The sequence below is a fragment of the Sphaerotilus montanus genome (assembly GCF_013410775.1).
GTDB classification, from domain to species: Bacteria; Pseudomonadota; Gammaproteobacteria; order Burkholderiales; family Burkholderiaceae_C; genus Sphaerotilus; species Sphaerotilus montanus.
The window spans coordinates 4,753,685-4,773,999 of the sequence record NZ_JACCFH010000001.1 but is presented as its reverse complement, the minus strand read 5'-3'; the positions used below and the strand labels follow the sequence as shown (position 1 = coordinate 4,773,999).

Below are 20,315 nucleotides of genomic sequence, written 5' to 3'. Positions count from 1 at the left end.
CCGTTTTGACATCAACGATCCAGTCAGTGTGGATCGGTGCCGGGTTCCGGAGGAATGACCGGATGGGCAAGCTGTGACTGCATGGCGGCGCGAATGACCTGCGCAGCCTCGTCGGCACATTCGGGCAACTGTTCGACCCGGTCCTGTTCGATGGCCTGCAGCACGATTTCGGTCAGTGAACCGATGATCGCGTTGGCCTGCCATACGTTGAGTTCGCTGTCCGGCTGCTCGGCAGTGCTGGCGATCAGCTCTGCGAGTTGCTGGTGCACCTTGCGCCGTGCCTGCAGGCCCTCGGGACCCACGGCGAGCACGTCGATGAACAGCGTGCGCATCAGCAGCGGGTTGGCTGCCAGATGGCTGAAATAGGCCTTCACGGCATGATCGACACGGGCCGGCCACTGCTGATCAGGTTCGATCGCTCGCGCAAGGCTGTTCAGGCCCCGCTGGCTGGCGTTTTCATACAGTGCAATCAGGCATTCTTGCTTTGTTTTGAAATGTTCATAGAACGTACGCTTGGATACACGTGCCGCCGTGGCGATGTCGGCGATCGTGGTATCGGCATACCCTTTGGTGGCCACGCAGCGAGCCATGCCTTCAAGAAGCCGGGTGCGGTGGTCTAGCGAAGAAGAAATTATGGCTGTTTGTTCGATCATGAGGCTTCCCCACGTCCCAATCGTACTTTAGCTTTTATTCCCAAAAGCAGCAAAAGTGATAAAAAAGGGTACTTTTTATTACCGTTGTACTAACAATGACGTCAGTTCGACAGATGTTGCCGACCGTTGGATCGGCTTGACATCTCTACGGACAGTGTCTGCGATGGGGCGTTGGGTGATCGCTGAAAATTGGTACGGTTCTTACCCGTTTATGTGCTGGTTGTATCTGGAATTCAGTGAATGATTCACGCGAAAAATTCATCACGTCGCAGATATCGCCACTGGCCCGGGGGGAGATGACCCAGAGAAACGCTGCCAATGCGCACGCGCTTCAGCCCGACCACCTTGAGACCGACCGCTTCGCACATGCGTCGGATCTGGCGTTTTCGACCTTCGCGCAACACGAAGCGCAGCTGGTCCTCGTTCTGCCAGCTGACCTTGCAGGGGCGCAGCACGTGGTCGTCGAGGGTCAGCCCATGGTTGAGCAGGGCGAGGTCCGAGTCGGGCAGCCGCGGGCCATGGTGGTACTCGACCCGGACGAGGTACTCCTTCTCGACGTTGGAGTCTTCGCCGATCAGCTGGCGCGCCACCCGACCGTCTTGGGTCAGCACCAGCAGGCCCACCGAATCGATGTCCAGCCGTCCGGCCGGCGCCAGGCTGCGCATGTGGCCCGGGTGCCAGCGCAGACCAGACTGGTCTTCCTTCCACTGGTTTTCAGGGCGCAGCAGCACCGAGGCCGGCTCGTAGCCGTCCTCGGCCTGGCCGCTGACATAGCCCACTGGCTTGTTGAGCAGGATGGTGACGCGCTGCGCCTGCTCGCGGTGCGCGGCCGGATCAACGACGATCTTGTCTTCCGGTCGCACGCGCTGACCCAGCACGGCCAGACGGCCGTTGACGCGCACCCATCCCGCCTCGATCCATTCGTCGGCTTCCCGGCGCGAGGCCAGGCCCAGCGCGGTCATGCGCTTGGAGAGCCGGTCGCCTTCCGCTGAAGGCAGGCCGGCAGGGCGGTTGACGGGGGTGGTGGGGGATGGGCCCGGGCGGTCGGAACCCATCTGGCGGGCGACCTGGGGATTGACGACGCTCTTCAGCGGCCGGTTCGGCGCCGCGGGCGGGTACTGGCGGGGCGCTTCGGGCTGGGGCTGCTGCTGCCAATGGGGGGCTGGTGCATCCCGGCGCGGCGCACCGCGGTCGGCCAGGTTCTGGGCGAATCGCTGGTTGTTGACGCTCAACGGGCCGCCGCCATCCCGGCGCTGCGGCTGCTGCGGTCGGCGGTCGTCATGGCCGCGTTGCGGGGGGGCCTCGCGTTCCCAGCCTTGCTGTTGTCTGGGTGGCGGAGCGTCCCGGCGCGGCGCACCGCGGTCGGCCAGATTCTGGGCGAATCGCTGGTTGTTGACGCTCAGCGGGCCGCCGCCGTCCCGGCGCTGCGGCTGCTGCGGCCGGCGCTCGGTGCGATCACGCTGCTCTGCCTGCTCCCGTTCCCACGCCTGTTGCTGCGCAACGCGCTGCGCCTGGGCTTCCGCCAGTGTCGGGCGCGGGCGCGCACCGGGCCCGCGCAGGGGGCCGCGTCCGGCAGGCTTCCCCTGATCGTGGGAAGGGAGGGATTTTTTTTTCAAAGTGAGTGTGACCATGTCGTCAGGCGAGCGCAGACACAAGGCTTCCGGAACGGAACGCCACTGCGCCTGTGCTATCTTCTTTTGCAGTATTGAACACCAGTATCACGCCCCGTCAATCGGGGCGTTTTCTTGTCCGGCCCGCAGAGGGCCAATCGAAGGGATTTGCGCGTGGATATCGTGATGTTGTTGAAGGCCGCGGTGATGGGCGTGGTCGAGGGTCTGACGGAGTTCCTGCCGATTTCCAGCACCGGACACCTGATCCTTGCAGGTTCGCTGCTCGGCGGGTTCGACACGGAAAGTGGCAAGGTGTTCGAGATCGCCATCCAGACCGGCGCCATCTTCGCGGTCATCCTGGTCTACTGGCAGCGTCTGTCGAACACGGTGACCCATCTGGGCACCAGCCGGGACGCTCAGCGATTCGTGCTGAATGTGCTGATCGGTTTCCTGCCTGCGGTGATTCTGGGGCTGGCTTTCGGAAAGACCGTCAAGGCCCACCTGTTCACGCCCGTGATTGTCGCTGCAGCCTTCATTGTCGGTGGTTTGATCATCCTGTGGGCCGAGCGACGCCCCGCCAGCTCCGTGCGGGTGTCCTCGGTCGACGACATGACCCCGCTCGACGCGCTGAAGGTGGGCCTGGTGCAGTGCTTCGCCATGATCCCGGGCACCAGCCGCTCCGGCTCGACCATCATCGGCGGCATGCTGATGGGCCTGTCGCGGCAGGCAGCGACCGATTTCAGCTTCTTCCTTGGCATCCCGACCCTGATCGGTGCGGGCGCCTACAGCCTCTACAAGGAGCGTGCGCACCTGTCGATGGCCGATGCGCCGGTGTTCGCCGTCGGACTGGTGTTCTCGTTCCTGTCGGCCTGGCTGTGCGTGCGCTGGCTGCTGAAGTATGTGGCGACGCACAACTTCGTACCCTTCGCCTGGTACCGCATCGCCTTCGGCCTGCTGATCCTGGTGACGTCCTACACCGGCATGGTCAGCTGGCACGACTGAGGCGACGGCGCTCAGTCCGCGCGGCGCCGGAACACCAGATCCCAGACGCCGTGCCCCAGCTTCAGCCCGCGGTTCTCGAACTTGGTCAGCGGGCGGTAGTCGGGGCGGGGTGCATAGCCGTCGGCCGTGTTCTCCAGCGCCGGTTCGGCTGACAGCACCTCCAGCATCTGCTCGGCATAGGGCTGCCAGTCGGTGGCGCAGTGCAGGTAGCCGCCGGGGGCCAGACGGGTGACGAGGCGGGCAATGAACTCGGTCTGGATGAGGCGGCGCTTGTTGTGCTTCTTCTTGTGCCAGGGATCCGGGAAGAAGATGTGCACGCCCGCGAGCGAGGCGGGCGTGATCATGCGGTCCAGCACTTCCACCGCGTCGTGCTGCACGATGCGCAGGTTCTCGAGGCCCTGTTCGTCGATCAGCTTGAGCAGGGCACCGACCCCGGGCGTGTGGACCTCGACACCGAGGAAATCCACCTCCGGTCGATGGCGGGCGATTTCCGCCGTGGCGCCACCCATGCCGAAGCCGATCTCCAGCACCACCGGTGCGGTGCGGCCCCAGACAGCCTGCGGATCCATCGGCTGGTCGGACCAGGGCAGCACATAACGCGGGCCCAGTTCCTCCAGCGCACGCATCTGCCCCGTGCCCATGCGGCCGGCCCGGACCACGAAGCTGCGGATCGCGCGGTGGTGGACGGCGGGTGGTTCGGTCGGGCCGGTGTCGGCCTCGGTGTTCGCGGGCAGGTCGGTCGGGGCGGGCTGGACGAGGGACGGATCAGTGACAGTCATGAACAAGGGGTACCGCGGCGTGTGCGATCGGTATGAATATTTCAGAAAGAAATCCCTGAAACCGGTGGTGACGGGATTGAAGGGGCTAGTCCGGGCTATTTTGCCTATGCACCTCGGCGATGCCCGCCTAGGCTCGGTGCATGAGTGATTCTGCATCAACCGTGAGGGCCTCCGATTCGCCCGAGCATCCTTCCAGGCGCCATTGGCTGGCACTGGCCGTGGCCGCATCGACAGGCCTGACCGCGGGTCCGCTCCAGGCGCGCGGCCGACGGGCGGCCCCCGCTGCACTGCCAGCACCGCTGGCCGAGCCGGTGGATGTGCTGCCGGCTGGGCTCAAGGAGCGGCTGGTTGAGACCGGCCTGTCGCTGGACGGCTTCGGCCTGCATGTGCAAGCGCTGGACGGGGCGGCCGCCGTCCTGTCGTGGCAGGCCGGACGGCCCTTCGTGCTGGCGTCCACCTCCAAGCTGATCACCTCGATGGCGGCGCTCGACCTGCTCGGCCCGGCCTACCGCTGGCGCACCCGTGCCTACCTGAGTGGCCCGCTCACCAACGGGCGCTTGCTGGGTGACCTGGTCATCCGTGGTGGCGGTGACGCCAGCCTGACGTCGCAGGACCTGCTGGCCTGGTTCCAGGAGTTGCGGGCGCAGGGCCTGCAGGAAGTCTGGGGCGACATCATCCTCAACCGCGACGCGTTCAGCCTGCGCCCGCAGGACCTGAGCTCCACGCCGGAGCCGTCCCCCGACCGTCCGCACCATGTGCGCCCCGATGCGCTGGCGCTGGACGCTGGCGTGGTGCGCGTGGCCGTGCAGTCGGACAGCGGCGGCCGCGCCAACATCCAGGTCACGCCGGCCCTGCACGACGTCAAGCTGATCAACGCACTGGGACGTGGCGGTGCCTGTGTGGCGAATGCCGTCTACCGCGATGTCGAGGGCACACCGCAGCCGCAGTTGCAGATCAACGGGCAGTGGTCGCCCCGCTGTGGCGCGCAGCAGATCAAGTTTTCGCCAGTCAGCATGCGCGATCTGGGGCTGCGTGCCATCGAAGGGCTGTGGCTGCAGGTCGGCGGCGTGCTGCGCGGGCGGGTGGTCGAACATTCCGCGTCCTCGCCGGTGCCGTGGCAACTGGCCGATGCGCAGGCTGCCGCACCGTATTCCGAGCACCTGTCGGAGCCGCTGTCGCGGCAGCTGATCGAGATGAACAAGCGCAGCGACAACCTGGTCGCACGCCACCTCATGCTGAGCCTGGCGTCCGATTTCCCGAACCGGCCAGCCACGGCCGACGCCGCGCAAGCCCGCGTGCGGGAATGGCTGACCCGCAAGGGTGTGCGCCGCGAACTGGTCGGACTGGACACCGGATCGGGCCTGTCCCGCCTGGAAAGGGCCACGCCGCAGGCGATGGTCCATCTGCTGAGCCGCGCCGCGCGCGGGCCGCAGGGCAAGCTGCTGCTGAAGTCCCTGCCGATCGCTGGTGTCGATGGCACGCTGGAGGGCCGTCTGCGCGGGGGCGCTGCGGAAGGGCAGGCCTGGCTGAAGACAGGTACCTTGCTCGACACCCGCGGTCTGGCCGGCTATGCGCGCACCCGCAGCGGGCGCATGCTGGGTGTGTGCCTGCTGGCCAACCATGCGGAAAATGTGGCGGCAGCCACGCCTGCACTGGACGCCTGTGTCGAATGGGCGGCGCGTCTGGCATAATCTCGGTCTGCAGTTTCTGGCAGCGCGCGGGTGTAGTTCAATGGTAGAACGGCAGCTTCCCAAGCTTCATACGTGGGTTCGATTCCCATCACCCGCTCCAGATCCAGCGCTCAATCCCCCTGCTGCCACGCCACCAACGCCTCGCGCGTGACCAGCAGCACCTGGTCCTCCCCCGCACTCGTCTCCAGCCAGACCACTTCCAGCGTCGGAAACGCCGCGTCGAAGTAGGCCCGTTCGTTGCCGATTTCCAGCACCAGCACCGCCTGCGGCTGCATGCGGGTCGGGGCGTCCTGCAACAGCTGGCGGACGAAGTCCATGCCGTCCGTTCCCCCCGCCAGCGCGAGTTCCGGTTCTGCCCGGTATTCGGCGGGCAATTGCTCCATCGACGCCGCGTTCACGTACGGCGGGTTGCAGAGGATCAGGTCGTAGGGGCCGGTCAGCGCGGCCAGCCCGTCGCTTTCGATCAGGGTGATGCGCTCGGCCAGCCCGTGTCGGCGCACATTGATGCGGGCCACTTCCAGCGCATCCGTGGACAGATCGGCGCCATCCACCTGCACCTGCGGATAGGCCATCGCCGCCAGCACCGCCAGACTGCCATTGCCTGTGCAGAGGTCGAGCACGCGGTCGGTGTCGACCGACAGCCAGGCGTCCAGCGCCTCGCCCAGCTCCGGGTCCGCGAGCAGCTCGGCGATGAACGAACGCGGCACGATCACCCGCTCGTCGACGTAGAACGGCACGCCCTGCAGCCACGCCTCGCGGGTCAGGTAGGCGGCGGGCTTGCGGGTGGCGATGCGCTGCGCGACCACCGCCTCCACGTCGGCCTGGCGCGCGGGCGTGACCGGCGAGGCAGCCACGGCGTCCAGCTCGTCCAGCGGCAAGCCCAGCTTCCACAGCGTCAGCCAGACGGCCTCGTCGAAGGCGTTGGTGGTGCCGTGGCCGAAACTGACGCCGGCCTGCGTCAGGCGCTCGCCCATGGCCTCGATCAGCGCGAGGACGGTGGTCGGCTGGGGCGTGTTCGTGGGGATCGGGGTCATGCGAGCATTGCCTCCAGCGTGCGGCGGTAGATGTCCTTGAGCGGGCCGAGGGCGGCCAGCGCGCAGTGTTCGTCGATCTGGTGGATCGTGGCGTTGACGGGTCCGAACTCGACCACCTGCGGGCAGATCTGGGCGATGAAGCGGCCGTCGGAGGTGCCGCCCGTCGTGGACAGCTCGGTCTCCAGTCCGGTCACCGCGCGGATGGCACCTGCCAGCGCATCGACCAGCGGGCCGGGGCGCGTCAGGAAGGGGCGCCCGCTCAGGCTCCAGTCGATCTGGTAGTCGAGGCCGTGGCGGTCCAGCACCTCCCTGACCCGCTGCTGCAGCCCTTCCGGCGTCGATTCGGTCGAGAAGCGGAAGTTGAAGTCCACCACCATCGTGCCGGGAATGACATTGGTCGCGCCCGTGCCCGCGTGGACGTTGGACATCTGCCAGCTCGTCGGCGGGAAGTGGTCGTTGCCGCGGTCCCACTCGATCGCGCACAACTCGGCGAGCGCGGGTGCCGCGAGGTGGATCGGGTTTTTCGCCAGCTGCGGATAGGCGATGTGGCCCTGCACGCCGCGCACCGTCAGCCGGCCCGACATCGAGCCGCGCCGGCCGTTCTTCACCATGTCGCCGACGCTGCGCACGGAGGTCGGCTCGCCGACGATGCAGGCGTCCAGCCGCTCGCCACGCTCGACCAGCCATTCGCAGACCTTGACGGTGCCGCTGTGCGCCGGGCCTTCCTCGTCGCTGGTGAGCAGGAAGGCGATGGCGCCGCGGTGGTCCGGGTGGGCGGCGACGAATTCTTCCACCGCGACGACCATGGCCGCCAGCGAGGTTTTCATGTCGGCGCTGCCGCGGCCGTAGAGGCGGCCGTCGCGGTGCGTGGGCACGAAGGGGTCGGAGGTCCACTGGTCGAGCGGGCCGGTCGGCACCACGTCGGTGTGGCCGGCCAGGACCAGCGTCGGTCCTTCAGCCGCACCGCGGCGGATCGCCCACAGGTTGCTCACCCGGAAATCGTCCGGGCCGAAGGGCAGGTCGGTGCATTCGAAGCCCAGCGGGCGCAGGCGGTCGGCGATCAGGGTCTGGCAACCCGCATCGTCCGGGGTGAGAGAAGGGCGGGCCAAGAGTTGCTCGACCAGGGCGAGGGTAGGCAGGTGCATGTCGGGGACGGCCGCGCGGGGCGGCTGTTCAGCGTCCGGGCGCGGGTCAGCGCTTCTTGGACAGGAAGGGCAGCGGCTTGATGGCGGCCGAATTCGGTGGCATCGGAGGCATCGGTGGTGCCGTCCCGGTGGACATCGGGACTGGCGAGGGCGAGAAGCTGCCCCGTGCATTCGGATTGTGGCCAGACACCACATCCAGCGTGATTTCCGTGAAGGACGGCCCCGGCTCGGCCTCCTTCTCCTCCTCCTGCTGGCGCTTGCTGCTGACCATGTCGTTCTGCAGGCGCCAGAGCAGGTTGGTCGGCGAGTCGGCGTGGCTGATGCCTTCGTCGCGGGTGACGAGATGTTCGGTGACCAGGCGCGCGATGTCCTGCTCGAAGGTCTGCGAGCCCTCGGCCATCAGGCGGTCCATCGCCTCCTTGATGCCGGAGAAGTTGCCCTGCTCGATCAGCTCGGAGACGAACTGCGTGTTCAGCAGCACCTCGACCGCCGGCACCCGTCCGCCCTGCGTCGAGCGCAGCAGGCGCTGCGAGACGATGGCCTTCAGTCCGGCGGCCAGGTCCGAGAGCAGCGCCGGCCGCGACTCGGGCGTGTAGAACGACAGGATGCGGCTCAGCGCGTGGTGGCTGTTGTTGGCGTGCATGGTCGAGAGCACGAGGTGGCCGGACAGCGCATAGGACAGCGCCGCGCTCATCGTCTCGCGGTCGCGGATCTCGCCGATGAAGATGCAGTCCGGCGCCTGCCGCATCGCGTTCTTCAGGCCGATCTGCAGCGACTGCACGTCGCGGCCGACCTCGCGCTGGTTCACCACCGACTTGTAGTTGGTGAACAGGAACTCGATCGGATCCTCGATGGTCAGGATGTGGCCCGCGACCTGCTTGTTGCGGTTCTGGAGCATGGACGCGAGCGTCGTGCTCTTGCCCGTGCCGGTCGCGCCGACCATCAGCACCAGCCCGCGCTTGGCCAGGCACAGCGTGTTCAGCATCTCCGGCAGGTTGAGCGAGTCCAGCGCCGGGATCTCGGTCGGCATGAAGCGGAAGACCGCGGCGATGGAGTCGCGCTGCTTGAAGCCCGAGAGCCGGAAGGTGCCCACACCGCTGATGTGGACCCCCATGTTCAGCTCGCCGGTTTCCAGCAGCTCTTCCATCTGCGCGGCCGTGATCACCTCGCCCAGCAGCATGCGCGGCTGGTTGGGCGCCAGAGGTTCCTGCGTCAGCTGCAGGATCTGGCCGTGGATCTTGATGAGCACCGGCATGTTGGCCGACAGGAAGACGTCGGACGCCCGCTTCTCGGCCATCAGCCGCAGGATGCGTTCCATGTTCTTGGTGCTCATCGTTCCCCCGAATGTTCTTGTGATGGTGTTCAGCCGCGCAGCAGGTCGTTGATGCTGGTCTTGGCGCGGGTCTGCGCATCGACGCGCTTGACGATGACGGCGCAGTACAGGCTGTACTTGCCATCGGCGCTCGGCAGGTTGCCGCTGACGACGACCGAGCCGGACGGGATGCGGCCGTAGGTGACTTCGCCGGTGGCGCGGTCATAGATCTTGGTGCTCTGGCCGATGTACACGCCCATCGACAGCACCGAGTTTTCTTCCACGATCACGCCTTCGACCACTTCGGAGCGGGCGCCGATGAAGCAGTTGTCCTCGATGATGGTCGGGTTGGCCTGCATCGGCTCCAGCACGCCGCCGATGCCGACGCCGCCCGAGAGGTGCACGTTCTTGCCGATCTGCGCGCAGGAGCCGACGGCGGCCCAGGTGTCGACCATCGTGCCTTCATCGACGTAAGCGCCGATGTTGACGTAGGACGGCATCAGGATCGCGCCCTTGGCGATGAAGCTGCCGCGGCGCGCCACAGCCGGCGGCACCACGCGCACGCCGGTGGCGCGCAGCTGTGCTTCGCTCATGCCGGCGAACTTGGTCGGCACCTTGTCGAAGAAGTTCAGGTCGCCGGAGGCCATCGGCACGTTGTCGTTCAGGCGGAAGCTCAGCAGCACGGCCTTCTTGGCCCACTGGTTGACGTGCCACTGGCCCACGCCCTGGCGCTCGGCCACGCGCAGCTTGCCGGTGTCCAGGGCGTCGATGACGTGGTTGACGGCGTCACGCACTTCGGCCGGTGCCGAAGCGATGGACAGGTTGGCGCGGTCTTCCCAGGCGGCTTCGATGACGTTCTGGAGTTGGCTGAGGTCGGACATGGCGTGTTCTCGGATTCGGTTGGAATTCGGTTGAAATTCGGTGGGGCGCAGGGGGTTCAGGCGGCGCGGTGGCTGTTGACGCGCACGAAGTCGGCGATGCGGCGTGCGGCTTCGAGGCATTCCTCGACGCCGGCCACCAGCGCCATGCGCACGCGGCCGGTGCCGGGGTTCACGCCGTGGGCCTCGCGCGCCAGGTAGCTGCCGGGCAGCACCGCGACATTGTATTGAGCCAGCAGTTCGCGCGTGAACACGGTGTCGCTGCCGCCGAAGACGGTCTCGGGCACCTTGGCCCACAGGTAGAAGCTGGCGTCGGGCAGCGCCACGTCCATCACGGCAGCCAGCACGGGCGTGACCTGGGCGAACTTCTGGCGGTAGAGCGCGCGGTTCTCGGCCACGTGCGCCTCGTCGTCCCAGGCGGTGATGCTGGCCTGCTGCACGGTCGTGCTCATGGCGCTGCCGTGGTAGGTGCGGTAGAGCAGGAAGGACTTCATGATCCGCGCGTCCCCGGCGACGAAGCCCGAGCGCAGGCCCGGCACGTTCGAGCGCTTGGACAGGCTGGTCAGCACGACCAGGCGCCGGAAGTCGTCGCGGCCGAGCTGTTTCGCGGCTTCGAGTGCGCCGAGCGGGGCCTCGTCGCGGAAGTAGATCTCGGAGTAGCACTCGTCCGAGGCGATCACGAAGCCGTGCTTGTCGGACAGGGCGAACAGCTCGGCCCATTCCTCCAGCGGCACCACGGCGCCTGTCGGGTTGCCGGGCGAGCAGACGTAGAGCAGCTGCGTGCGTGCCCAGGTGGCCTCGTCGATCTGCGACCAGTCGGCGGCGAAGTTGCGTGCCGGGTCGCTGTTGGCGAAGACGGGCGTGGCGCCGGACAGGTAGGCCGCGCCTTCATAGATTTGGTAGAACGGGTTCGGGCAGACGACGACCGGGCCGCCGGTTGCCGCGTCGCGCGTCGGGTCGATGACGGTCTGCGCCAGCGAGAACAGCGCCTCGCGCGAGCCGTTGACGGGCAGGATCTGCGTGTCGGCGTCCAGTGCCACGCCGTAGCGCCGCTGCACCCAGCCGGCGCACGACTTGCGCAGCGCGGGCAGACCGGCCGTGGCGGGGTAGGTCGCCAGCCCGTCGAGCGACGAGGTCAGCGCGAGCTTCAGGAACTCGGGCGCCGGGTGCCTGGGCTCACCGATGCCGAGGCTGATCGGGGTGAAGTCCGGGTTCGGGCGGACGTCCTTGACGAGGGCACGCAGCCGCTCGAAGGGGTAGGGCTGGAGGCGCGAGAGCAGCGGGTTCATGGAGGCCGATTATCCCGCACTGGCCTGTGCGGGGACGGCCTTGCTGCACCGGCCTTACCGCGACGCCGATGCGGCCTGCTGCTTCATGCCCGTGTTCATGCCGTCGATCCAGCGCTGCCACATGTCGGACCAGGCATCCTGCGTGCGTTTCAGGGCTTCGGCGGCTGGCAGTGCCGCGCCGTTGCCGCTGTGCCGGCTGGTCGCGCCGTTGCCATCCGGGCGGCCCGCCATCCAGGTCTGGCCGAGCGCCAGCGTCCGTTCGCGTGTCTGGTCCGCCCATTCCAGCTCGGTTTCGATCAGGCGCTTGGACTGGTCGTTGAAGCGGCGCAGCGCCAGATCCAGCTGCTGGTTGACCAGATTGGCCGGCACCGCCATCAGCGCGGCCAGATCCTCGGCCTGCCGGACCTCGCGATCGGCCTTCGCCAGCGACTCGGCCCAGGCCCGGGCGGCGTCCGTGTTCATGCGCTGGGTCTGCTCCAGCCAGTCGGCCATGCCCTGGGCCACGGTCAGCGACTGGTGCCACCATTCCCGGGCACCCGTCAGCCCGTCCTGGGTCAGTTCGCTGCTGGCATCGCTGCCGGCACCCGCGGTGGAGGGTTCGTTCGAATCGGGGGTCTTCGTTTGTCGTGCCATCGGTGACTCCTGCATTCAGGTGTGGAGAAAGTCACAATATTGGTGGAAATTGGCCCCGTCCGATTGAGTGCACTCAAGGCGCCAGCACGTGGCGTCCCGGCGCCGCCTGCAGGGGGGGCAGCCCTTGTTCCGGCGCGCCCATGGTGGGCGGATGGCGCCACGGGCCACTGCGGGCGTGCAGCCAGTCGAACCACGGTGTCCACCAGGAGCCCTCGGTCAGCGGCGTCTTCTCCAGCCACTGGTCGGGCGTGAGCAGCGGGTCACCGGAGCGCCAGAGGCGCAGCCGGTGGCTGGTGCGGGCCTGCTGCGGCGGGTTGATGATGCCGGCGTTGTGACCGCCGGCCGTGAGGCAGAAGGTCTGCTCGGCATCCGTCAGCATGTGCAGCTTGTACACCGACCGCCAGGGGGCGACGTGGTCCTGCAGGGTGCCGACGTTGAAGACCGGCATGCGGATGTGCGCCAGGTTGACCGGTTCGCCATCCAGGCAGGCCTCGCCCCGCGCCAGCGCGTTGTCAAGGAACAGCGTGTGCAGGTACTCCTTGTGCATGCGGTAGGGCAGTCGGGTGCCGTCGGCATTCCAGGCCATCAGGTCACTCGGCGCCTGGCGCTCGCCCAGCAGGTAGTTGACCAGCCGGTAGGACCAGACCAGATCCTGCGAGCGCAGCATCTGGAACGTGCCCTTCATCTGCCGCGCATGGAGCACGCCGTGGCGCCACATCATGTCCACCAGCAGTTCGACCTGGCCTTCGTCGATGAACAGGCCCAGCTCGCCGGGGTCGGTGAAATCGGTCTGGGCGGCCAGCAGCGTGAGGCTGGCAAAGGCTTGTGGCCTGCGCGGGGCGAGTGCCGCGGCGGCCATGGCCAGCAGGGTGCCACCCAGGCAGTAGCCGGCGGCGTGCACCGGCGCGAAGGGCTGCACGCGTTCGATCGCGTCCAGCGCCGCTTCCACGCCGAGGTGGAAATAATCCGCCATGCCGATGTCGCGGTCGCGTGGCTCGGGGTTTTTCCACGACAGCACGAACACCGTGAATCCCTGATCGACCAGCGCCCGGACCAGCGAGTTGTGCGCCGAGAGGTCGAGGATGTAGTACTTCATGATCCAGGCCGGCACCAGCAGCACCGGTTCGGGCCGCACCTGCGGCGTGGTGGGTGTGTACTGGATCAGCTCGGCCAGGCGGTTGCGCAGGATCACCTGCCCTGGCGTGGCCGCCACGTTGACGCCGACCTTGAACGCTTCGGCGCCTGCGGGGGGCAGTTCGAGGGCCTCGCGCCAGACATCCTCCGCGGCGTGCCGGGCGCCGCGCAGCAGGTTCGCGCCGCGCTCGTCCAGCGTGCGCTCCAGCACCACCGGGTTGGTGGCAATGCTGTTCGAGGGTGCGAGCATGTCCAGCAACTGCCGGGCGCCGAAGGCCACCATCTCCTCGTGGTGGCGGTTGACGCCGGGCACGCCCTCGGTGGCCATGTGCCAGGCCTGCTGCACGGCGAGGAAACTCTGTGCCCAGGCGCTGAAGGGCCAGTCCTGCCAGGCGCGTGCCGAGAAGCGCTTGTCCTGCGGCAGGGGCCTGGGCTCGATCCGGGCATGGGCCGGCGTGGTGGCACGGCCTTGCGGCCGGAGCCAGACTTCGAGCAGGTGCGGCGCGATGTCCACGGACCACTGCAGCAGTTCCAGCTGCTTGGCCGGTGAAGCCGCCAGGTGCACCCACCAGTCGAACAGGGCGTTGGCCCGGGTCGTCACGGACAGGCCACCGGTCCAGTGGCCGATCGAGGACAGCAGCAACCGGTCCAGGTCCCGGTAGCGCTCGAATGCGGGCGAGGGCGGGTCGGAGCGGCCTAGCCAGGCGCTGTCGCGGCGCTCGTGCGTGCCCCGGATCGACGCGGCAGGCAGGACGACCGCTCCGGGCGGATGCGCAGGCAGGAGGCTGGGTGGCGTGTGGTTCATCCGCACATTGGGTGGTGCCGATCGGCGGGCGGCGTTGAGTGCGGTCAATCACGGACGGCCGTCCCGGCTCAGGATCTGGTTTTCTCACCTCCGACACGATGGAATCACCACCATGGAGTCCAAGGACTGCTGTACCCGTGACCAGCTCTGGCAGCACCCGCTGGTCGGGACGGGGTTCGATGGCCGTGGGGCAGACCTCCACGCGACGATCCTGGTGCCGCTGGACGATGCCTTTCATGGCGCCAGGCGGACGCTGAAGTTGCGGAGCTTCGTGCCGGATGCCCTGGGGCGGCCGGTCCTCGTCGAGCATCCGCTGGAACTCGCGATTCCCAGGGGGCTGCGGGCGGGCCAGCTGATCCGCCTGCGGGGGCGGGGGGCGTCCGGATGTGTCGGTGCGGGGCCGGGCGATCTGTACCTGGAGGTGCAGTTCGAGCCGCACCCGCTTTTCCGTGTCGAGGGGCGTGACCTGCATGCCACGCTGCCGGTGACGCCCTGGGACGCCGCACGCGGGGCCACCGTGTCCATGCCCACTCCCGGAGGCGAGGTGGAGGTCTGCATTCCCGCCCATGCGCAGACCGGCCACCAGCTGCGCTTGCGGGGGCGGGGCATCCCTGCGCCCGGGCAGACCGGTCTGCCCGGTGATCTGCAGGTCGTGCTGGCCGTGGTGGTGCCTTCTGCCCGGACTGGTCCGGCCGGGACAGAGGTTCCTGGGCCCTGAGGAACCCCTGCGGTCCGTTCAGGTGCCCGATCCGACCGTCAGGTCGTTGACGACCAGGCTGATGCCGGGAGCGGCCCAGGCCGCGCCTTGCGCCGCCGACCGCTCGGCCAGGGAATCGACCCGGCCACGCAGCGTGACGGTCGATCCGTTCACGATCACCTCGATGTTCTTGGCTTCGCGCTCGGCATGGCGCGCCAGCGCGTCGCGGATGCGGTTCGAGATGTTGGCCGGCGCCACCGAGGGCTTCAGCCGGAGGTTGTTGATGACGCTGACCACCCCGGTCAGTGGCCGCACCGCCTTCTCGGCCGCCGTGCGCTGGTACTCCCAGTCCAGTTCGCCCGCGAGCGTGACCCTGCCTTTCTCGACCCTCACCTGGATGCGGTCGCCAGGGATCAGGGCGTGCCACTTGAACGCGGCCTCTGCGGCTTCCGCGATCTCGGAGTCACTGCGCTTGTGGCCCGGGGCCAGCTTCACGTCGAGTTCGATCGCCACCGCCTTGACGCCCTCCACGCGGCCCACGGCGCGCTCGATGGCGTACTTCTCCGCGAAGGTCTCGAGATGGCCGGTCAGCGTCACCACGCCACCCTTCACCGCCACGCCGACATGCGTGGCATTGATGGCCGGATCCCACTCCATTTCGCTCGTGACGTCCGTCTTCAGCTGTTCATCGGTCTTCATGATGGTCCTTTCCGTGTATGGATGGCAGGAGGCCTGCCGCGGTCTGGCCGCCGCTGCATGGTCGATCGCTGCCACCACCGCGGCGTTGAGTGCACTCAACGCACCGACCGGTAGCCCCGGCAACGGCCCGGTGGCGACAGCACGAGTTGCCACAACTGGCCCTGACCGGAGCGGAAATACCCGGCGCTGGACAGCAGGTAGAACCTCCACATCCGCAAGAAGCGTTCGTCGTGGCGGCTGCGCAGGGCCGGCCAGTGCTGCTCGAAGCGCTGCCACCAGTGCAGCAGGGTGCGCTCGTAGTCGGCGGGGAAGTTGTGCCAGTCCTCGATGGTGAACAGGCCCTCGATCGCCCGGGTCAACTCCAGCGCCGAGGGCAGCTTGCCGTTCGGGAAGATGTAGTGGTCGGTCCAGGCATTGGTGGCGCCGCTGGTGCGGTCGATGCCGATCGTGTGCAGCAGGAACAGGCCACCGGGTTTCAGCAGGTCGTGCATGTGCTGGAAGTACGCACGGTGGTTCTTCGGACCCACGTGCTCGAACATGCCCACCGACGCCAGCTTGTCGTGGCGGCCGTGCAGTGCGCGCCAGTCGGTCACGTTGATCTGCACCGGCAGGCCCTCGCAGCGTGCGCGGGCCAGCGTGGCCTGCTCCCGGGACACGGTGGCGCCCTGCACCTGGCTGCCGTAATGCCGTGCCGCATGGGCGGCCAGGCCACCCCAGCCGCAGCCCACGTCCAGCAGTTGCTCGCCAGCCTGCAGATCGAGCTTGCGGCAGATCAGATCGAGCTTGTCGCGCTGCGCCTGGTCCAGATCGGTGGCATGGGCCCAGTAGGCACAGGAATAGACCATCTGCTCGTCGAGCATCGCCGCGAACAGCTCGTTGTCGAGGTCGTAGTGCTGCTCCGCGACATGGAATGCGCGTGCCACGGACTGCAGGTTCATCAGCCCGTGGCGCAGTTGCCGGGCGAGCCAGCCGGGCAGCGACTGCGGCGTGACCACGTGGTCGCCGTCCGCCAGCAGCAGTCGGCAGATCAACTCCTCCAGGCACTCGCAATCCCATTGCTGGTCCATGTACGACTCGCCGAACCCCAGCACGCCGTGGCGCAGCATGCGGCCCCAGGCGGCAGGGTCGTGTAGTTGCAGATCCCAGGGGTCCGGACCATTGACCCGAATCCCGGCACGCTCGAACAGCCGTGCCAGGGTCCGGGGCAGCGCTTGCGCTGCGACACGACCGGGATCGGCGGGCGGTACCTTGGTGGAGAGGGAGGTCAGGAGCATCGCGGTCAGCTTCCTGTCGTCGCGTACAGCGCGCGGCATTCGGTTTCGCGCCCGCGCACCACGCGTCGGCCCGCGAGGCTGCCTCGGCCGGCGGTCACCACGGTGCAGTGGTGTTCATGGTGGGCATCGTCCTCGGCGTACAGCACGACCCAGTCCTCCACGTGTCCGAGCTCATGCGCCCGTGCCGTGTTGGAGTACAGCGCCGTGACATGCCAGCCAGGGCGCTCGACATGCATCACCGGCAGCCAGGCCGAGCCGGAGGGATTGAAGCGTCTGGGGGCGATCCGGGGCAGCGTGCCGGCCTGTGCGCGGGCGCGGTACATCCGGTCGATGTCCAGCAGCAGCGCCACTGGCGGGCCGGGATGCTGCGCTGCCGCGGCCCCGCTGCGGCGCTGCACGTCCGGATCGGCTTCGCCGCGCAGCCGATCCAGTCGCTGCCAGCGTCCCGTGCCGAGCAGTTCGGCAATGGCCGCCGCGATGTGGGTGCCGATGGTCGGTAGTGCCACCAGACCCGCTTCGCCTTCCTGTGCATGGAGATCACGCACCGGGCGCGGCAACTGCTCCACGGTGTCGGCGGCATGGCGGTAGGCCGCGATGCGGTACGGATTGTCGCCCTGTGCTTCCAGCAGGACCGCCATCTCCCGCAGCGCCTGTGCGATGGACGGGTTGTCGGGCTGCGCGGGTGCGCGACCCGGTGGCGGCGCCGCGGTGAGACCTTGAACTTCTGCCGTGGACATCGTGGCTTCCGTGCTCCGGTGAAACGCCACTGCAGATTGCGCACCCATGGCACGGACCGCATTGAGTGCGCGCAATCCGGTGCTGCAGTGCCGGACTAGATTGGGCTGCATGGTGTCATGGGCACCGCAAGGAGCGTTCGATGTTCAAGTTGCTGATTGCCGTCGATGGGTCGGACCACGCCAGCCGTGCCATCGAGGTGGCCGCACGGCTGGCGGGTCTGGTGCCGCAGACCGAGGCCGTGCTGCTCCACGTGCGGGAGTTGCCGGTCTACTACGGCGAGGTGCCGATCTTCGATTTCGATGCGGTCGAACAGGCGTCGCGCAGACACCAGGACCAGTTGCTGGCCACGGCGCTGACCCATGCGCGGGCCAGCGGCCTGCAGCAGGTGGTGACGCTGGGGGTCGAAGGGCTGCCTGCGACCGAGATCGTCCGTGTGGCGGGCGACCGTGCGGTCGACCAGATCGTGATGGGCACGCACGGGCGCAATGTCCTGGGCGGTCTGCTGCTCGGCTCGGTCGCGCAGCGGGTGGTGCATCTGGCGAAGGTGCCGGTGCTGCTGGTGAAGTGACCGGACGCCAGGGCCGGAGGCCATCGCCCTCAGCGGCCCAGCAGGACTGCGGCTCCTGTGAGTCGTCCTGCGCGCAGATCGTCCAGCGCCTGATTCGCCCTGTCCAGCGGGTAGGCATGCGCGCGGATCTGCAGCGCGACCGAGGCCGCCACCCGCAGGAACTCGTCGCCATCGCGGCGGGTGAGGTTGGCGACCGAGACGATGCGTCGCTCGCCCCACAGCCAGGCATAGGGGAAGGACGGGATGTCGCTCATGTGGATGCCGGCGCAGACGACGGTGCCGCCGGGACGCACGGCCCGCAGTGCCATCGGGACCAGTGCACCCACCGGCGCGAACAGCAGGGCCGCGTCCAGCGGCACGGAGGGGGTCTGGTTCGAGTCGCCCACCCAGGCCGCACCCAGCTCCCGGGCCAGTGCCTGGGCGGCCGTGTCGCCAGGGCGGGTGAAGGCGTGGACCTCGCGGCCCTGGTGGCGTGCGATCTGGGCGATGAGGTGTGCCGCGGCGCCGAAGCCGTACAGACCGATGCGGTGGGCCTCCGCGCCCGCCATGGTGTAGGCGCGCCAGCCGATCAGCCCGGCACACAGCAGCGGAGCAGCCTGGGCATCGCTGTAGCCCTCCGGAATCGCGAAGACATGGCGTGCATCGGCCAGCACCTGATCGGCATAACCGCCATCGCGCTGCCAGCCGGTGAATTCGGCCTGCGGACAGAGATTTTCCCGCCCGGCCAGACAGTACGCACAGCGGCCGCAGGTCCAGCCCACCCACGGCACGCCGACACGCTGCCCCAGCGCCAGCCCGGTGACACCCGGCCCCAGTGCGCCGATGCGTCCCACGATCTCGTGGCCGGGCACCACCGCGTGGCCGGGCCAGGGCAATTCACCGTCCACGATGTGCAGATCGGTGCGGCACACGCCGCAGGCGCTCATCCGGATGCGCACCTGACCGGCCGCCGGCCGGGGCAACTGCTGCCGCCAGACCTCCTGAAGCGGCCGCCCCGGTGCCGTCAGCACCATGGCCCGCCACGGGGCCCGGTCGCCGCTGCCGGCAGGCATCACCCGCAGCCGAACAGGTGTTCGACGTCAGCCTCGGCGTTCAGCCAGTCCTCCAGGGCATGGCCATCGACGCTGCCGCGGGCCTCGTAGCGGTGGTACGCCGCTTCGCGCACCATCTGCTCGCGGTCGATCCCGTCCGGCTGCACCCGGTCCGGGTCGTCGGACACCGCCGCCGTGCTTGCGCCAGCGGGTTCGACTTCCACGGTGTCCGGTTCGACGAAATCCTGCGCGCCAACCAGCATCACCGGTGGCGCGGACCTGCCGGGGCGGGAGGTGGTGGACAGTTTTCTCATGGACATCTCCTGCGAGGGTGGGTGGTGCCTGGTCGGGGGGCGCACTGGCCATTCACCGGGCGTCGGGACACTCGATCAACCGGCCTGCCGCGCTGTCGGCGGCCTTGACCAGTGCCCGGGCCGCCGCCTGCCGGGCCGTGTCGGCGCGCCGCTCGCGCGACTGCCGGCCACGGGTCACCCGCTGCAGTTCGTACAGTGCGGACAGATCGACGAGTTCGATGTCGCGGTTCGACACGCTGATGTAGCCATCGTGGTCCAGGGCGGTCAGGACCCGGCTGACCGTCTCGTGGGCGACCCCGAGGTGGCTGGCGATGTCGCGCCGCGTCATGCACATGCGAAGCCGGCGCCCGGAGTGCCCCAGCGCCGACTGGCGACGGGCGAACTGCAGCAGGAAGCGCGCGACGCGCACCTCGGAACTGGGGGCCGCCATCAGGTACTGGGTATCGCCGCAGCGGGAGACTTCGGCCCCGGCGGCATGGTGCAGGAGGTATTCCAGCGCAGGAATCTCCCGGCCCAGCGCCAGCAGGTCACGGATGGGCAGCGTGACGACGCAGGCGTCCTCGAGTGCCACCGCGCCCGACCGGTGCTGCGCCTGGCCCAGACCGTCCAGTCCGATGATGTCGCCATGGATCGCGAATGCGAGCACCTGTTCGTAGCCGTCCACGTCGGTCTGGACGCACTTGAAACTGCCGCTGCTGACGAGGTGCAGTTTCTCGAACGGCTGCCCTTCGACCACCAGTGAACGCCCTGCATGGACCTGCCGCATCTGGAACTCGATCAGGTCCGTGGCGCTGCTGACCTGGTCGGGGCGTCCGAACCAGCGCAGCACATCGGAGGCTGTGCACCGGGTCCCTGTGCGTGACGGGAAACCAGTGGCGGACGTGGGCGATGCGGTGGGGCAAGTCATGTAGGTCCTCCGGAAAAATTGAGGGAACTGCTAGTTCAGGTCTGTGGACCCATCATGGCGTTGCGGGTGGGGTGCGGACAATCGGCGGAACAGCCCGCCTGCTGTCGGAAATCGGTTCATGC

Annotated in this window: 20 protein-coding genes and 1 tRNA gene; 5 read left to right on the top strand and 16 right to left on the bottom strand. The window is 68.2% G+C overall.

Annotated elements, in window-relative coordinates; genetic code table 11:
- Window positions 1-23: 23 nt before the first annotated feature.
- Both BDD16_RS21825 and BDD16_RS21820 read right to left on the bottom strand, forming a co-directional pair.
- On the bottom strand, window positions 24-653 hold the full coding sequence (locus BDD16_RS21825) for a TetR/AcrR family transcriptional regulator (protein ID WP_179635877.1): 630 nt from the start codon (window positions 651-653) through the stop codon (window positions 24-26).
- A gap of 245 nt (window positions 654-898) precedes the next feature.
- On the bottom strand, window positions 899-2,284 hold the full coding sequence (locus BDD16_RS21820) for a pseudouridine synthase (RefSeq protein WP_179635876.1): 1,386 nt from the start codon (window positions 2,282-2,284) through the stop codon (window positions 899-901).
- A 153-nt stretch (window positions 2,285-2,437) separates the two neighbouring features.
- Here BDD16_RS21820 and BDD16_RS21815 point away from each other — a divergent pair, with 153 nt between their 5' ends.
- Window positions 2,438-3,265 (top strand): undecaprenyl-diphosphate phosphatase, encoded by an 828-nt coding sequence (locus tag BDD16_RS21815; RefSeq protein WP_179635875.1) that lies wholly within the window; start codon window positions 2,438-2,440, stop codon window positions 3,263-3,265.
- Between the two features lie 11 nt (window positions 3,266-3,276).
- On the opposite strand, the gene trmB is transcribed toward BDD16_RS21815, so the two are convergent.
- A complete protein-coding gene (gene trmB / locus BDD16_RS21810) occupies window positions 3,277-4,044 on the bottom strand; it encodes a tRNA (guanosine(46)-N7)-methyltransferase TrmB (protein WP_179635874.1) in 768 nt (255 codons plus the stop codon).
- 161 nt (window positions 4,045-4,205) lie between these two features.
- On the opposite strand from trmB, the gene dacB reads away from it, so the two are divergent.
- Complete coding sequence (gene dacB / locus BDD16_RS21805) at window positions 4,206-5,735, top strand: D-alanyl-D-alanine carboxypeptidase/D-alanyl-D-alanine endopeptidase (protein ID WP_179635873.1); 1,530 nt, start codon at window positions 4,206-4,208, stop codon at window positions 5,733-5,735.
- A 26-nt stretch (window positions 5,736-5,761) separates the two neighbouring features.
- Window positions 5,762-5,835 (top strand) — tRNA-Gly (locus tag BDD16_RS21800).
- Between the two features lie 10 nt (window positions 5,836-5,845).
- Here the strand turns inward: BDD16_RS21800 and prmB are convergent.
- The 7 genes from prmB to BDD16_RS21765 all read right to left on the bottom strand — a co-directional run bounded on the left by prmB (window position 5,846) and on the right by BDD16_RS21765 (window position 13,965).
- The gene (gene prmB, locus BDD16_RS21795) at window positions 5,846-6,769 is read right to left on the bottom strand and encodes a 50S ribosomal protein L3 N(5)-glutamine methyltransferase (RefSeq protein ID WP_179635872.1); all 924 of its coding nucleotides are present in this window, start codon (window positions 6,767-6,769) and stop codon (window positions 5,846-5,848) included.
- Complete coding sequence (dapE, locus tag BDD16_RS21790) at window positions 6,766-7,914, bottom strand: succinyl-diaminopimelate desuccinylase (protein WP_179635871.1); 1,149 nt, start codon at window positions 7,912-7,914, stop codon at window positions 6,766-6,768. Before dapE ends, prmB begins: the two co-directional genes overlap by 4 nt.
- Before the next feature lie 46 nt (window positions 7,915-7,960).
- Window positions 7,961-9,247 carry a PilT/PilU family type 4a pilus ATPase gene (locus BDD16_RS21785; protein ID WP_179635870.1) on the bottom strand — a complete coding sequence of 429 codons (1,287 nt, stop codon included), beginning with the start codon at window positions 9,245-9,247 and terminating at the stop codon, window positions 7,961-7,963.
- A 29-nt stretch (window positions 9,248-9,276) separates the two neighbouring features.
- Window positions 9,277-10,107 carry a 2,3,4,5-tetrahydropyridine-2,6-dicarboxylate N-succinyltransferase gene (dapD, locus tag BDD16_RS21780; RefSeq protein ID WP_179635869.1) on the bottom strand — a complete coding sequence of 277 codons (831 nt, stop codon included), beginning with the start codon at window positions 10,105-10,107 and terminating at the stop codon, window positions 9,277-9,279.
- Window positions 10,108-10,163: 56 nt separating this feature from the next.
- Window positions 10,164-11,393: a succinyldiaminopimelate transaminase gene (gene dapC / locus BDD16_RS21775; protein ID WP_179635868.1), complete on the bottom strand. Its 1,230-nt coding sequence runs from the start codon at window positions 11,391-11,393 to the stop codon at window positions 10,164-10,166.
- A 54-nt stretch (window positions 11,394-11,447) separates the two neighbouring features.
- On the bottom strand, window positions 11,448-12,026 hold the full coding sequence (locus tag BDD16_RS21770) for a hypothetical protein (protein ID WP_179635867.1): 579 nt from the start codon (window positions 12,024-12,026) through the stop codon (window positions 11,448-11,450).
- A 73-nt stretch (window positions 12,027-12,099) separates the two neighbouring features.
- Window positions 12,100-13,965: a PHA/PHB synthase family protein gene (locus BDD16_RS21765; protein ID WP_179635866.1), complete on the bottom strand. Its 1,866-nt coding sequence runs from the start codon at window positions 13,963-13,965 to the stop codon at window positions 12,100-12,102.
- Between the two features lie 112 nt (window positions 13,966-14,077).
- On the opposite strand from BDD16_RS21765, the gene BDD16_RS21760 reads away from it, so the two are divergent.
- Window positions 14,078-14,683, top strand: a complete 606-nt coding sequence (locus BDD16_RS21760; RefSeq protein WP_179635865.1) for a J domain-containing protein — start codon at window positions 14,078-14,080, stop codon at window positions 14,681-14,683.
- Between the two features lie 18 nt (window positions 14,684-14,701).
- Here BDD16_RS21760 and BDD16_RS21755 read toward each other — a convergent pair whose 3' ends face one another.
- The 3 genes from BDD16_RS21755 to BDD16_RS21745 form a co-directional block, all read right to left on the bottom strand.
- Window positions 14,702-15,361: a BON domain-containing protein gene (locus BDD16_RS21755; RefSeq protein WP_179635864.1), complete on the bottom strand. Its 660-nt coding sequence runs from the start codon at window positions 15,359-15,361 to the stop codon at window positions 14,702-14,704.
- 95 nt (window positions 15,362-15,456) lie between these two features.
- On the bottom strand, window positions 15,457-16,635 hold the full coding sequence (gene cfa, locus BDD16_RS21750; protein WP_179635863.1) for a cyclopropane fatty acyl phospholipid synthase: 1,179 nt from the start codon (window positions 16,633-16,635) through the stop codon (window positions 15,457-15,459).
- Window positions 16,636-16,640: 5 nt separating this feature from the next.
- Window positions 16,641-17,372: a helix-hairpin-helix domain-containing protein gene (locus BDD16_RS21745; RefSeq protein ID WP_179635862.1), complete on the bottom strand. Its 732-nt coding sequence runs from the start codon at window positions 17,370-17,372 to the stop codon at window positions 16,641-16,643.
- A gap of 140 nt (window positions 17,373-17,512) precedes the next feature.
- Here BDD16_RS21745 and BDD16_RS21740 point away from each other — a divergent pair, with 140 nt between their 5' ends.
- Window positions 17,513-17,941 (top strand): universal stress protein, encoded by a 429-nt coding sequence (locus tag BDD16_RS21740; RefSeq protein ID WP_179635861.1) that lies wholly within the window; start codon window positions 17,513-17,515, stop codon window positions 17,939-17,941.
- A 29-nt stretch (window positions 17,942-17,970) separates the two neighbouring features.
- Here BDD16_RS21740 and BDD16_RS21735 read toward each other — a convergent pair whose 3' ends face one another.
- Genes BDD16_RS21735 through BDD16_RS21725 form a run of 3 tightly spaced genes read right to left on the bottom strand, consistent with a single transcriptional unit; the run spans window position 17,971 to window position 20,193 of the window.
- Window positions 17,971-18,993, bottom strand: a complete 1,023-nt coding sequence (locus tag BDD16_RS21735; RefSeq protein WP_218897902.1) for a zinc-dependent alcohol dehydrogenase family protein — start codon at window positions 18,991-18,993, stop codon at window positions 17,971-17,973.
- Entirely contained in the window at window positions 18,993-19,286 is a 294-nt protein-coding gene (locus tag BDD16_RS21730) for a DUF2934 domain-containing protein (RefSeq protein WP_218897901.1), read from the bottom strand. The genes BDD16_RS21735 and BDD16_RS21730 overlap by 1 nt, the downstream gene beginning before the upstream one ends.
- Before the next feature lie 52 nt (window positions 19,287-19,338).
- Complete coding sequence (locus BDD16_RS21725; protein WP_179635860.1) at window positions 19,339-20,193, bottom strand: Crp/Fnr family transcriptional regulator; 855 nt, start codon at window positions 20,191-20,193, stop codon at window positions 19,339-19,341.
- Between the last annotated feature and the right edge of the window lie 122 nt (window positions 20,194-20,315).